This window comes from Spirillospora sp. NPDC048819, assembly GCF_040650055.1.
GTDB lineage: Bacteria > Actinomycetota > Actinomycetes > Streptosporangiales > Streptosporangiaceae > Spirillospora.
This window is the reverse complement of record NZ_JBEZGN010000013.1, coordinates 153,667-166,543: the sequence shown is the minus strand read 5'-3', so window position 1 is coordinate 166,543 and position 12,877 is coordinate 153,667. Positions and strand designations below refer to the sequence as shown.

Genomic DNA, 12,877 nt, shown 5'->3' with positions numbered 1-12,877 from the left:
ATGGCACAGAAGGTCGAAGTCCTTCTCGTGGACGACATCGACGGCGGAGAGGCTGACGAGACCGTCAGCTTTTCCCTCGATGGCACCACTTACGAGATCGACCTGAGCAAGAAGAACGCCGCCAAGCTGCGCAACGGCCTGGAGCCGTTCGTGGCGGGCGCGCGCAAGGCGCGCAAGCCCACCGGCCGCGGTGGCCGCGCCGCCCGGACCGCGGGCAGCCGTGAGCGCTCCGCGGAGATTCGCGAGTGGGCGAAGAACCACGGCATCAAGGTCAATGAGCGGGGCCGTATCCCCGCCAATGTGATCGAGCAGTACGAGGCCGCGCACTAGCGGTCCTCCGCGTGGCCGGCGGCGTTCCGGCACGACGCCAGGGGCCGGGGTGGTGGAATTCTCATCACCCCGGCCTCTTCCGTGCGCAACGGGCAAATCGCCTTTTCGGGTGCGGCATTCGCCGGGGGCCGGTTCACACAGAAGCACACTGCCCCGAACGCGCCCGGATCCGGGGAGAATGCCGGGAATAGAGCGAGACAACACAATAGGCTGACCCCCAGGGGGAACGGCCGAGGGGGCAGACCGTTGAGACGCGCGACGCGATGGGACCGTGTCCGGTACTGGTTCGACAGGACCATGTCGAGGGGGACGCCCGCGCTCATCGGCTGGCTCGGTCTCGCCTCGGCGGGGCTGGTGGTCGTGGTGGCGACCGCGGCGGTCTTCCTCACACCGCGCGACAGCGCCGACAACGGGCACTGGCTCGGCATGGTCTGGCGCAGCCTGCTGCGCACACTGGACCCCGGCACGATGGGCGACGACACCGGCACCGGCCCGTTCCTGGCGCTGATGCTGGTCGCCACGATCGGCGGCATCTTCATCGTCAGCTCGCTGATCGGCGTGATCACCACCGGCCTGGAAGGCAAGATCACCGAGCTGCGCAAGGGCCGGTCGCGGATCGTCGAGCACGGGCACACCGTGCTGCTCGGCTGGTCCGAGCAGGTCTTCACCGTGGTCGCCGAGCTGGTGGAGGCCAACCAGAGCAAGCGCAGGTCGTGCGTGGCGATCCTCGCCAACCGCGACAAGGTGGAGATGGAGGACGCGATCCGGGACCGCGTCGGCGACCTCGGCCGCACCCGCATCGTGTGCCGCACCGGCGACCCGCTGAAGGTCGCCGACGTGGAGCTGGTCAGTCCCGGCACCGCCCGCTCCATCATGATCGTCACACCGGAGATCGACGACGCCGACACCCGGGTCATCAAGGTGCTGCTGTCGCTCGGCTCGCGCACGTGGGGACGCAACCGCCCGCACGTGGTCGCCGCCGTCCACGACTCGGCGAACCTGCCCGCCGCCCGGCTCGCCGGCGGCGGCTCGGCGCACGTGATCGACGCCGACGACGTCGCGATCCGGCTGATCGTCCAGTCGCACCGGCAGTCGGGCCTGTCGCAGGTCTGCACCGACCTGCTCGACTTCGCCGGCCACGAGTTCTACATGCGGCGCGAGCCGGACCTGGACGGGCGGACGTTCGGCGCGTCGCTCGCGGCCTACGACCTGGGCATCCCGTCGGGGCTGCGGCGCGCGGACGGGACCGTCCTGCTCAACCCGCCGATGGACACGGTGATCCGCGCCGACGACGAGGTCATCGTGCTGGCCGAGGACGATCTGCTGATCCGGCTCGCGTCCGCGCCGCCACCGCCGGTCCGGGAGTCGGCGATCACCACGGCGACCCCGCGCGAGCCGGTGCCCGAGCGCACGCTGATGCTCGGCTGGAACCACCGCGCCCCGAAGATCATCGAGCTGCTGGACGAGTTCCTCGCCCCGGGTTCGGCCCTGATGGTGGCCGCGCCGCGCGAGGACCCGACCGGGCGGCTGCGCCCGTGCGACGGCCTGAAGATCGACTTCGTCCGGGCGGAGCCGACCGAGCGGCCGTCCCTGGAGTCCCTCGACGTCGGCTCGTACCAGCACATCATCGTGCTGTCGGAGGAGGGGTTCGACCGCGAGCACGCCGACGCCCGCACGCTGGTCACGCTGCTGCACCTGCGCGACATGGAGGACGCCCTCGGCGACCCGTTCGCCATCGTCAGCGAGATCAACGACGACGCCAACCGGGAGATCGCGCAGGTCACCAAGGCCGACGACTTCGTGGTCAGCGAGAAGCTGATCAGCCTGATGCTGACGCAGCTCAGCGAGAACCGGCACCTGTACGACGTGTTCGTCGACCTGCTCGACCCGGCCGGCTCGGAGATCTACCTCAAGCCCGCCTGCGACTATCTGGCGCCGGGCGCGGAGGCCGACTTCGCGACGCTCATCGAGTCGGCGCGGCGGCGCGGCGAGGTCGCGCTCGGCTACCGGCTGACCGAGCGGTTCCACGAGCCGCCCGCCTACGGGGTGGTGCTCAACCCGGACAAGACGGCGCCGCTCACGCTGTCGGCCGACGACCGCGTCATCGTGCTGGCCGAGAGCTGATCCGGGTCACCGCGTGTAGAGCCGCAGCTCGTGGCCGGCCCGCAGCGCCCCGGCGACGCGCTCGCGCAGCGCCCGCTCGGCCCGGCGCGCGTCGTCGGCCATCCCGCGGATCTCCGCGCCCGCCATCTCGTCCCCGGCCGTGCTCGCGAGCAGGTCCCGGTAGCGGGCGTTCTGCTCGGGCAGCCCCTGCAGCACCCGCGACTCGTGGTAGGCGTCGTCGGCCTCGCGGGCCCGGCGGGCGTACCCCTCCAGCGCCTCGATCCGCGCCGTGACCGAGCCGACCGACAGCTCCAGGGCGCGGTCCTGGGGTTCCAGGAGGGCCCGGACGCGCGGCGAGAGCCGTTCGGGCTGCTGGGCGCGGCGCTCGCGGCGCAGCCGCGTGTGCTCGGCGAGGGCGCCCGCGATGGCCCATTCCTGCCTCGGCAGGACGACGGTGTTGTTGACGTCGTCCAGCAGCCCGGCTCCGTGCGTCTGCGACCCGAGGACGGCGTCGATGGCGCGCTGGGCGCGGACCAGGAGCCGCGCGGCGGGCCGGTCGAAGTCGCCGGGCAGCAGGTAGGAGCCGTGGTGCGCGCGTGCGGCGCGGGCGGCGGCCGGCTCGCGGACGTGGCGCAGCGCGCCGATGACCCAGCCGGTGAAGCTCGCCGCCGCGAGGACCGCGGCGGCCTCGGCCTGCCCGAGCAGCAGCAGGAGGATCTGCAGCGCGGGGGTGAGCATCATCGCGAGGACGGGCAGCCTCCCCCAGCGCATCGCGCCGCCGACCAGTTCGTCCTCGTCGAGCGAGGCGAGGAAGAGCACCCGCAGCCAGCCGCCGGGCAGCACGCCGTAGAAGAACGCGAACACCGGGATCCACACCAGCCGTGCCGCGACCGTGGCGGGACGCAGCCGCGGGGGCGGCGGCGCGTCCATGCAGGCCGCGACGAGCCGTTCGGGCGCCGCGGCGAGCAGCGCGCGGTCGCCGCCGGGGATGCCGGGATCGAACACCGGACGGGGGCGGTTCTCCTCGGTCATCGGCACTCCCCACCCATCAGGGAATCCTTGTGCCCGCGGGCCGATCCGACGCTGACCACGCGGGCCCGGCTCACTCCAGGGTGACACGAAATCCGGACATCGCCAGCCCCTCCCCGGAGACGCTCAGTCCTGCAGTCGCGCCCAGACCTCGCGGTCGCGCTCGGCCGTCCAGATCCGGGGGCGTTCGACGCCGTCCATCTCGTCCCACAGGCGGGACACGTCGAACGGCAGGCAGTGCTCGAAGATCGGCCAGCGGCCGTAGGCGGGCGCCAGCGCGGCGTGCACGGCGGCGAAGGCGTCCTTGAGCGTGCCGCCTTCGTCGCGGACCCGGCCGGTCTCGCGGATCATCGTGGCGAGGAAGTCGCGGGTCTGCCCGACGGCGGCGTGCGCGGCGTCCCGGCCGTGCGCGACGGCGCCGCGTCCGCCGACGAGCGTCTCGGCGCCGAACGAGTTCACGTGGTCGAGCGTGCCCGAACCCCACTCGCGGTGGAACGCGTCACCGGTGTAGAGGGCCGCCTGGGTCTCCACGAGGTCGCCGGCGAACAGGATCCGGTGCCGGGGCAGCCACGCCACGATGTCGCCCTCGGTGTGGCCGCGCCCGCAGTACGCCAGGTCGAGATCGCCGCGGTCACCGCCGAGGTCGATGGTGAGCGTGCTGGAGAACGTCACGGACGGCCAGGTGAGCCCCGGGATGCCGTCCGGGTCCTTGAACAGGCGGGGCATCCGCCCGAACTCCGACTCCCAGTCCTGCTTGCCGCGCTCGGCGATCAGCGAGCGGGTCAGGTCGTGCGCGAGGATCACCGGGGTGCCGAACGCGCTGGCGCCCAGCGTCCGGACGGCGTGGTAGTGCGACAGGACCAGGTAGCGGATCGGCTTGTCGGTGTGCGCGCGCAGCACCGTGAGCCAGTCGCGGGCCGCCGCCGGCGTGGCGAGGGCCTCGAAGCAGACGAGGAAGTCCTCGCCCTCGACGGCGCCGACGTTCGGGTCCCCCTCGGCCGTGAGCGCGTACACCCCGTCGGCCAGGACCTCCAGCGTCTGCTCCTTGTCGCCCAGATCAGCGGACGACGCGAACGGTCTGGGCATCGGCGCCCCCCTCGCATCCGTGGCCGCGGCATCCGCGCGGGCAGGTTCTGCTCGTCCAGGGTTCATTCCACGCAGAGCGGTCGATAACCGTCCCAGGATCGCGGGGAAGACGGCGCCGACGCGGGTAAGGGGATCTTGGACGTGTCGCTCAGCGGAGGGAGGGCCGGGTGAACGCCGCGCTCGGGCTGCTCGCCGTCCTGCTGCTGACCGTCGCCACCGGCTACTTCGTGGCGCAGGAGTTCGCGTTCGTCACCGCGGACCGCCCGGTCCTCGACCAGCGCGCCGCGGAGGGCGACCGGTCGGCCGCGCGGGCGCTGCGGGTGATGGGGCGGCTGTCGTTCATGCTGTCGGGCGCCCAGCTCGGCATCACGGTCACGGCACTGGTGGTGGGGTTCATCGCCAAGCCCGCCCTGGCCGACCTGATCGCCCCGGCGCTGAGCGCGGGCGGGGTGCCGGACGCGGCGACCGGCACCGTCGCGGTGGCGCTCGGGTTCGCGCTGGCCACCGTGATCCAGATGGTGCTGGGCGAGCTGTTCCCCAAGAACCTCGCGCTGGCCAGGGCGGAGCGGCTGGCGCGCGCGCTGGCCGCGTCCACCGTCGTCTACCTGATGGTGGCCGGGCCGCTGATCCGGCTGTTCGACGCGGCCGCGAACCGGCTCGTCCGCGCGGTGGGCATCGAGCCGGTGGAGGAACTGCACCACGGCGCGACGCTGGAGGAGCTCGGGCGCATGATCGGCGAGTCCGGCGAGAAGCTCCAGGCGGGCCACGCCGACCTGCTGGAGCGGGCACTGGTGTTCTCCGACCTGGACGCCGAGGAGGTCATGGTCCCGCGCGTCGACGTGGTGACCGTGTCCGCGTCCGCGTCCGCCGCCGAACTCGACGACGTCATCTCCGCGAGCGGGCACACCCGCTACCCGGTCGTCGGCGACAGCGTCGACGACGTCGTCGGGGTCGTCGGGCTGGAGGAGCTGATCCTGCTCGGCCCGGAGGACACGGCCCGCACCGCCGTGCGCGACATCGTCAGGGCGCCGCTGCTGCTGCCGTCGTCGCTGCCGCTGCCGGACGTCGTGCTGCGGCTGCAGGGCGCCGCCGCGCCGCTGGCCTGCGTGGTCGACGAGTACGGCGGCTTCGCCGGGATCGTCACCTGGGAGGACGTCGCCGAGGAGCTGGTCGGGGAGATCGCCGACGAGAACGAGCCCGGCGACGACCTCGCGATCCGGACCGGCGAATGGTGGACGACCGACGCCGGGCTGCGGATGGACGAGGTCGCCCACGAGACGGGGATCGCGCTGCCCGAGGGCGACTACGAGACCGTCGCGGGCCTGCTGCTGAAGCGGCTCGGGCGGGTGGCCGAGCCCGGGGACGTGGTCACCGTGGACCTTCCGCCGACGCGGCTGGACGAACCGCCCCGCACCGCCGTGGTCGAGGTGCTGACCGTCCACCGGCACGTCCCGGAGCTGATCCGCGTCCGCACCGTCGAGGAGGGCCGGTGAACCTCGCCTTCGGCGCGCTGGTCACCCTGGCGCTGCTGGCCGGCAACGGCTTCTTCGTCGCCACCGAGTTCGCGCTGGTGGCGGCCAGGCGGCCCCGGCTGGAACGGGCCGCCGCGCGCGGCGGCCGGGCCGCGTCCGCCGCGATCGCCGGGATCGACGAGCTGTCGCTGACCCTCGCCGGGGCGCAGCTCGGCATCACGATGTGCTCGCTCGGTCTCGGCCTGGTCTCCGAACCGGTGTTCGCCGCGACCTTCACCCCGCCGATCCACGCCGCGGGGCTGCCCGACGGGGCGGCGCACGCGGTCGCCTTCGTCCTCGCGCTGGCGGTGGTGACGTTCCTGCACATGGTCGTCGGGGAGATGGCGCCGAAGTCGTGGGCGATCACCGAACCGGAACGGTCGGCGGTCGTGCTGGGCCTTCCGTTCCGTGCGTTCGCCACGGTGGCCCGCCCGGTGCTGGCCGCCCTGAACGGCGCGACGAACCTGTTGCTGCGCATGATCGGCATCCGGCCGGCCGATTCGCGGGAGGTGTCGCGGACGCCGGAGCAGCTGCGCAGCATCGCGCAGGACTCGCGGCGGCTCGGGCTGATCGAGGAGACCGAGCTGACGCTGATCACCAACGCGCTGGACGCGCCTCGCGCACCGCTGACCGACCTGGTCGTGCCCGTCTCGGACATCGTGTCCGTCCCGGCCTCGGCGACGCCGCAGGAGGTCATCGACACCGCCGCCCGGACGGGCCGCCTCCGGATCATGCTGCGCGGCTCGGGGCGGCACGCCGCCCGCATGGTGCACGTCCGCGACGCCTACCTGGCCCGTGCGCGCGGCCGCGAGACCCCGGCCGGCGAGCTGGCGCACCCGGTGCCGGCGGTGCCGGTCGGCACGCCCGTCGGCGAGGCCGTCGCCACGCTGAAGGCGCACCACAGCCATCTCGGGCTGGCCGTGGCCCCGGACGGCCGCATCGCCGGCCTGATCACCCTCGACGACCTCCTCACCACCCTGCTGACCGTCCGCTGACACCCGTCCGCTGTCAATGTTGGTTGACAGGTGGCGACTGTCAACCTACATTGACGGCATGAGCGATGGAGTGACACTCGCCCAGGAGGCGAGCAGCCGGGACCCCGCGGTCGGGCTGCGGGCCGTGCGCGCGCTGCGCGAGCTGGCCGAACGGCTGGAGGCCCTCCAGGTCGCCAGCGCCCGCGACCAGGGCTGGTCCTGGCAGGAGATCGCGGTCTGCCTCGGCGTGAGCCGGCAGGCCGTCCACAAGAAGCACGGCGGCGGCCGCCGCCTTCTCAAGAAGGAGCAGTAACGCGATGTTCGAGCGTTTCACCCATGACGCGCGGCAGGTGGTCACCGGCGCCCAGGAACAGGCACGCGCCCTGAAGCACCACCACATCGGCACCGAACACCTGCTGCTCTCGCTGCTGGACGGCGACGACCCCGTGACCCGCGCCACCGCCCGGCATGGGCTGAACGCGTCCGGCATCCGGGCGCGCATCACGCGGATGAGCGAGGATCCGCTCGACCCCGAGGCGCTCGGCACCCTCGGCATCGACCTGGACGCCGTCCGCGAGGCGACCGAGAAGACCTTCGGCGAGGGCGCCCTGGACTTCCCGGCCGCCAAGTGCAGCAACACCCCCAGAGGGCACATTCCCTTCACGCCGAGGGCGAAGAAGGCTTTGGAGCTGAGCCTGCGGCACGCGATCCGGCTCAAGCAGAAGGAGATCCGCGCCGGCCACATCCTGCTCGGCCTCCTGCACGACGACGGCTTCCTGTCGGTGCGGCTCGCGACCGAGGCCGGGGCGGACGTCCGTGAACTGCGCGCCGACGTCGAACGCCTGATGACCTCCGCGGCGGCGTGACCGTGCCCCGGCCCGAGCCGCGTCACGTCAGCGGCGCGCGGCCTCCCAGCCCTGGACCAGCTCCTCGGTGGCGGCCCCGGCGAGGGCGACGTTCAGCCCCTGCTCGCCCTGCTCGACCTGGACGCCCACCAGCCGCAGGTCGGGCACCCGGCCCCCGTGAAGGGCCTCGCGCTCGGGCAGCGCCTCGTAGTCCCCCGGCCGCCACCAGTACACCCGCGGGCTGATCGGCTTCTCCCCGGTGGCCGCGAACCGGCCCGCCGTGTCCTGGAGGGTCTTCACGGCCACGACGACATGGCGGTCCATGCCGATCTCGTGGACCATCACGTACTCCGGGAGCGGGAACGTCACGAGCGCCCCGAACGGGAGCGGGCCGGGGACGTACCGGCGCAGGACGTGCACGTGCGCGGCGACGTAGCGGTGCTGCCCGCCGATCGTGACGATCTTGAGTTTCTGCACGTCGTTCGCCTGGACGTAGTGCGGCTCCCGCTCGATCGAGTGCGTCAGCGCGGCGCCGAACGCCTCGGCCTCGCCGAGGCCGCCGAGTTCGGTCCTGTTGAGCGGCGACATCGAGTCGGGACGGTCGACGACGACGGTCTGGAGGAGTCCCTCGGCGAGGGGCCTCGTCAGGAGGGCCGCACGCATCCGCTCGTCCAGCGCGTTCTCGTGGTAGAGGCGGACGCGCAGGTCACCGGTGTCGGGGCCGCCGCCTCCGGGCGCGGGCGCCGGGCGTCCTTCGAAGGCCCCCACCGCCTGGTCGGCGTACTGGGCCGCGATGCCGGGCAGTGCGGCGCGCGGGTTCCGTCCGGCGTGGCGCCGCCACTCGGCGATGTCGGCCCGCACCTGCGTGCCGTCCCTGAGTGTGACGGCGATGGTGCCGGGGTCGGGCAGGTCGGCCCGGTAACCGCGCTGCGCGAAGGCATCTGCAAGTGCCATGCCGATGATGTCGGGGTTGGAGTTCACGGTTTTATACGACTCCCGTTGAATCCCGCGAGTTCCGGAAGTTCCCGATCAATTACCGGACATATCGGCGAGGACCGCGACACACGCCGCCCTGCGGGGCGGATCGTCCGGGAACCGGCGCCGGCACTCCGCGACGACCCAGGACGGCGCCGCAGGCCGCGCGGTGCGCGTGACCCGCGCACGCACCGCCGGGCCGGGACGAGGAACCGGCGGTACGCCCGCGCGCGAGGGGCCGGCCCGCCCGCGACCGGACGGCCTTGCCCGTGGCACCGCGTGACTCGCGGACGACACATCGTTCGGCTCGGGCGCCGCCCGCACAGGCGACGGTGCCGTGGCGGACGGCGGTGCGGGCCCCGTGACGGAAGGCGTGGCCGCGCCTGGCGTCACCGTGCGGGCCGGGGCCGAACCCGTCGCCCCGTGGCCGACGGCGAGGACCAGCCCGGCGCCCAGCACGAGCACCACGGCGATGAACGGACGCGACGACCGGAACGGACGCGGGCGGCCGGGCGGACTGGGCTCGGAGCGGGTGAACCCGGCGGGCGGGAGATCAGAGGAAAGGCGCACCGTCCGATCGTCACGCTACGCGCCCACTCCGACACGGAGAATCGCGGCGACCGTTGCCACCTCGATACAACCGCTACTCGGCCGGGGCGACCGTGAAGCGGCGGAGGCTGAGCGCCGGGTTCTTCGCGCGGACGGCGGCGACGCGCTCGGGCGACACCTCCCCCGCGACGACACCGGGGCTCTCCCCCAGCCCGGCGGTGACCACGCCCATCGGGTCCACGATCATGCTGTTGCCGGCCCCGGTTGGGGCGCACTGCCCGGCCGCGGCCACGTAGATCGTGTTCTCGATGGCGCGGGCGCGGGCCAGCGTCCGCCAGTGGTCCTCCTTCAGCGGCCCCGGCACCCAGGCGGCGGGCAGCGCGAGCACGTCGGCGCCCGCGTCCACGATCCGCCGCGTCACCTCGGGGAACCGGACGTCGTAGCAGGTCTGCATGCCGAACGTGACGCCGTCGACGGTGAACGTCTCCGGGTTCGCGATGTCACCGTGCCGGACCAGCGCCGACTCCTTGTACCCGAACGCGTCGTACAGGTGGATCTTGCGGTACTCGGCGACGACGTCCCCGCCGGGGCCCACGGCAACGAGCGTGTTGGAGATGCGACGCGGCTCGTCCAGGCGTTCGTTCATGCCTGCGACGACGTGCACGCCGTGGCGCCGGGCCAGTTCCCCGAGCCCGGCGGCGAACGGGCCGTCCAGCGGCTCGGCCGAGTCGACGAACCGCTCGTCCATCTTCGGCGCGGTGAACATGGCGAACTCGGGGAGCACGACGACCTTCGCCCCGCGTCCTGCCGCCTCGCCCGCGAGCTTTCCGATCGCCGCCAGGTTCTCGTCCTTGTTGACCCCGGGCGCGAACTGCGCCACCGCCACCTGCACCATGCCCTGCCTCCTCTGCTCTCCGACCGGCGCCGTGTCACATCCGGTCGACGCCGGTCACGCGGATGACGGCCTCGCCCTCCTGGTCCGAGCCCGCCAGGTCGACCTCGGCGCTGATGCCCCAGTCGTGGTGCCCCTCGGGATCGTCGAACGCCTGCCGGACACGCCACAGCGCGTCCTGTGGGACCTCCTCGATCTGCAGCAGCTTCGGCCCCCGCGCGTCCGGACCGGTGAACAGCTCGTCGTGCTCGGCGAAGTACCCGTCCATGGCCTCGGCCCATGCGTCGGCGCCGAAGTCCGGGTCCAGCTCGCCCAGATCACGGAACCGCTCCAGCGCGGCCAGCTCCACCCGGCGGAACATCGCGTTGCGCACCAGCACCCGGAACGCCCGCGTGTTCGCGGTCACCTTCGTGACCCGCTCCTCGATCGGCTCGTCCAGGTCCTCGTCGGCCGGGTTCGCGAGCTGCTCCCACTCGTCCAGCAGGCTGGAGTCGACCTGCCGCACCAGCTCCCCCAGCCACTCGATCAGGTCGATCAGATCATCGGTCTTGATCGACTCCGGGACGGTCTGCTGCAGCGCCTTGTAGGCCCCCGACAGGTACCGCAGGACGAGACCCTCGCCCCTGGCCAGCTCGTAGAACCCGATGTACTCGGTGAACGTCATCGCCCGCTCGTACATGTCCCGCACGACCGACTTGGGACGCAGCGGATGGTCCCCGACCCACGGATGCCCGGCCCGGTAGATCTCGTACGCGGCGTCGAGCTCCTCCTCCAGCGGCTTCGGATGGTCGACGTCCTGGAGCAGCTCCATCCGCTCCTCGTACTCGATGCCCTCCGCCTTCATCTCCGCGACGGCCTCGCCCCGCGCCTTGTTGATCTGCGCCGCGATGATCTGCCGCGGATCCTCCAGCGTCGCCTCGATGACCGACAGCACGTCCAGCGCGTACGACGGCGACGCCGGGTCCAGGATCTCGAACGTGGCCAGCGCGAACGTCGACAGCGCCTGGTTGAGCGCGAAGTCCTCCTGCAGATCCACGGTGACCCGCGCGTACCTGCCCAGATCATCGGGCTCGGGCAGCACCTCGACCACGCCGCCCGCCAGCAGCGACCGGTAGATCGCGATCGCCCGCGAGATGTGCCTGCGCCGCGCCGCCGGCTCCTCATGGTTGTCGGTCAGCAGCCGCTTCATCGCCTGGAACGCGTTGCCCGGACGCGCGATCACCGACAGCAGCATCGCGTGGCTGACCTGGAACCGCGACCGGAGCATCTCCGGCTCGGCCTCCTGCAGCTTCGCGAAGACGTCCTCGTCCCACCCGACGAACCCCTCGGGCGCCTTCTTGCGCTGCACCTTCCGCCGCTTCTTCGGGTCGTCCCCCGCCTTGGCCAGCGCCTTCTCGTTCTCCACCACGTGCTCGGGCGCCTGCGCGACCACGAACCCGACCGTGTCGAACCCGGCCCGCCCGGCCCGCCCGGCGATCTGGTGGAACTCCCTCGCCCGGAGCCGCCGCACCCGGTGCCCGTCGTACTTGCTCAGCGCGGTGAACACCACCGTCCGGATGGGGACGTTGACGCCCACGCCCAGCGTGTCCGTCCCGCAGATGACCTTCAGCAGCCCGGCCTGCGCGAGCCTCTCCACCAGCCGCCGGTACTTCGGCAGCATCCCCGCGTGGTGCACGCCGATCCCGTGCCGCACATACCGCGACAGGTTGCGCCCGAACTTCGTCGTGAACCTGAAGTTCCCGATCAGCTCCGCGATCCGGGCCTTCTCCGCCTTCGTGCACACGTTGATGCTCATCAGCGACTGCGCCCGCTCGATCGCCGCGGCCTGCGTGAAATGCACCAGATACACCGGCGCCTTCTGCTCGGCCAGCAGCTCCTCGATCGTCTCGTGCAGCGGCGTCACCCGGTAGTCGTAGATCAGCGGGACGGGCCGTTCCGCGGACGTCACCCACGCCGTCTGCCGCCCCGTCCGCCGCGTCAGGTCCTTCTGGAAGAACGCGACGTCCCCCAGCGTGGCCGACATCAGCAGGAACTGCGCCTGCGGCAGCTCCAGCAGCGGAACCTGCCACGCCCAGCCCCGCTCCGGCTCGGCGTAGAAATGGAACTCGTCCATGACCACGACGCCGATGTCTGCCTCGGCCCCGTCCCTGAGCGCCATGTTGGCCAGGACCTCGGCCGTACAGCACACGATCGGCGCGTCCGCGTTCACACTGGCGTCGCCCGTCATCATCCCGACGTTGTCGCGCCCGAACATCTCGCACAGGTCGAAGAACTTCTCCGACACCAGCGCCTTGATCGGCGCGGTGTAGAACCCCACCTGCCCCCGGCCCAGCGCCGCGAACAACGCCCCCGCGGCCACCAGGCTCTTCCCGGACCCCGTCGGCGTCGACAAGATCACGTTCGCGCCCGACACCACCTCGATGAGCGCCTCCTCCTGCGCGGGATACAGCGTGATCCCGCGTCCCGACACCCACCGTTCGAACGCCTCGAACAACGAATCGGCATCGGCGTCGTTTCCAGAAGGAAGCTCATCAAGAAGACTCACCCCTCCATCCTGCCCCCGCGCACCCACTGCCCGCGCCG

The 12,877-nt window shown here is 72.3% G+C and carries 11 protein-coding genes; 6 read left to right on the top strand and 5 right to left on the bottom strand.

The window, feature by feature from the left end:
• Both AB0C35_RS19775 and AB0C35_RS19770 read left to right on the top strand, forming a co-directional pair.
• Positions 1–330, top strand: a complete 330-nt coding sequence (locus AB0C35_RS19775) for an Lsr2 family protein (protein ID WP_358457741.1) — start codon at positions 1–3, stop codon at positions 328–330.
• Positions 331–576: 246 nt separating this feature from the next.
• Complete coding sequence (locus AB0C35_RS19770) at positions 577–2,454, top strand: potassium transporter TrkA (RefSeq protein WP_358457738.1); 1,878 nt, start codon at positions 577–579, stop codon at positions 2,452–2,454.
• Between the two features lie 6 nt (positions 2,455–2,460).
• Here the strand turns inward: AB0C35_RS19770 and AB0C35_RS19765 are convergent, their stop codons facing one another.
• Positions 2,461–3,465 (bottom strand): hypothetical protein, encoded by a 1,005-nt coding sequence (locus AB0C35_RS19765; RefSeq protein ID WP_358457735.1) that lies wholly within the window; start codon positions 3,463–3,465, stop codon positions 2,461–2,463.
• 123 nt (positions 3,466–3,588) lie between these two features.
• A complete protein-coding gene (locus AB0C35_RS19760) occupies positions 3,589–4,548 on the bottom strand; it encodes an MBL fold metallo-hydrolase (protein WP_358457732.1) in 960 nt (319 codons plus the stop codon).
• Between the two features lie 167 nt (positions 4,549–4,715).
• On the opposite strand from AB0C35_RS19760, the gene AB0C35_RS19755 reads away from it, so the two are divergent.
• From AB0C35_RS19755 to AB0C35_RS19740, 4 genes are read left to right on the top strand one after another with little or no spacing between them, the layout of a single operon-like run.
• Positions 4,716–6,041, top strand: a complete 1,326-nt coding sequence (locus tag AB0C35_RS19755) for a hemolysin family protein (RefSeq protein WP_358457730.1) — start codon at positions 4,716–4,718, stop codon at positions 6,039–6,041.
• The gene (locus AB0C35_RS19750; RefSeq protein ID WP_358457727.1) at positions 6,038–7,054 is read left to right on the top strand and encodes a hemolysin family protein; all 1,017 of its coding nucleotides are present in this window, start codon (positions 6,038–6,040) and stop codon (positions 7,052–7,054) included. Before AB0C35_RS19755 ends, AB0C35_RS19750 begins: the two co-directional genes overlap by 4 nt.
• A 58-nt stretch (positions 7,055–7,112) precedes the next feature.
• On the top strand, positions 7,113–7,346 hold the full coding sequence (locus AB0C35_RS19745; RefSeq protein WP_067794089.1) for a helix-turn-helix domain-containing protein: 234 nt from the start codon (positions 7,113–7,115) through the stop codon (positions 7,344–7,346).
• Positions 7,347–7,350: 4 nt separating this feature from the next.
• Positions 7,351–7,899, top strand: a complete 549-nt coding sequence (locus AB0C35_RS19740; RefSeq protein WP_358457724.1) for a Clp protease N-terminal domain-containing protein — start codon at positions 7,351–7,353, stop codon at positions 7,897–7,899.
• Between the two features lie 27 nt (positions 7,900–7,926).
• Here the strand turns inward: AB0C35_RS19740 and AB0C35_RS19735 are convergent, their stop codons facing one another.
• The 3 genes from AB0C35_RS19735 to AB0C35_RS19725 all read right to left on the bottom strand — a co-directional run bounded on the left by AB0C35_RS19735 (position 7,927) and on the right by AB0C35_RS19725 (position 12,839).
• Positions 7,927–8,859, bottom strand: coding sequence for a hypothetical protein (locus tag AB0C35_RS19735; protein WP_358457721.1), 933 nt, complete (start codon positions 8,857–8,859; stop codon positions 7,927–7,929).
• 637 nt (positions 8,860–9,496) lie between these two features.
• Complete coding sequence (locus tag AB0C35_RS19730) at positions 9,497–10,297, bottom strand: carbon-nitrogen hydrolase family protein (protein ID WP_358457719.1); 801 nt, start codon at positions 10,295–10,297, stop codon at positions 9,497–9,499.
• A gap of 34 nt (positions 10,298–10,331) precedes the next feature.
• Positions 10,332–12,839, bottom strand: coding sequence for a DUF3516 domain-containing protein (locus AB0C35_RS19725; protein ID WP_358457716.1), 2,508 nt, complete (start codon positions 12,837–12,839; stop codon positions 10,332–10,334).
• Positions 12,840–12,877: the final 38 nt, after the last annotated feature.

What these genes read in the sequence shown, in the direction of transcription:
- AB0C35_RS19740 (WP_358457724.1), top strand. Translation starts at nt 7,351, where the DNA reads ATGTTCGAGCGTTTCACCCATGACGCGCGGCAGGTGGTCACCGGCGCC.
- AB0C35_RS19765 (WP_358457735.1), bottom strand. Translation starts at nt 3,465, where the DNA reads ATGACCGAGGAGAACCGCCCCCGTCCGGTGTTCGATCCCGGCATCCCC.
- AB0C35_RS19745 (WP_067794089.1), top strand. Translation starts at nt 7,113, where the DNA reads ATGAGCGATGGAGTGACACTCGCCCAGGAGGCGAGCAGCCGGGACCCC.
- AB0C35_RS19760 (WP_358457732.1), bottom strand. Translation starts at nt 4,548, where the DNA reads ATGCCCAGACCGTTCGCGTCGTCCGCTGATCTGGGCGACAAGGAGCAG.
- AB0C35_RS19730 (WP_358457719.1), bottom strand. Translation starts at nt 10,297, where the DNA reads ATGGTGCAGGTGGCGGTGGCGCAGTTCGCGCCCGGGGTCAACAAGGAC.
- AB0C35_RS19775 (WP_358457741.1), top strand. Translation starts at nt 1, where the DNA reads ATGGCACAGAAGGTCGAAGTCCTTCTCGTGGACGACATCGACGGCGGA.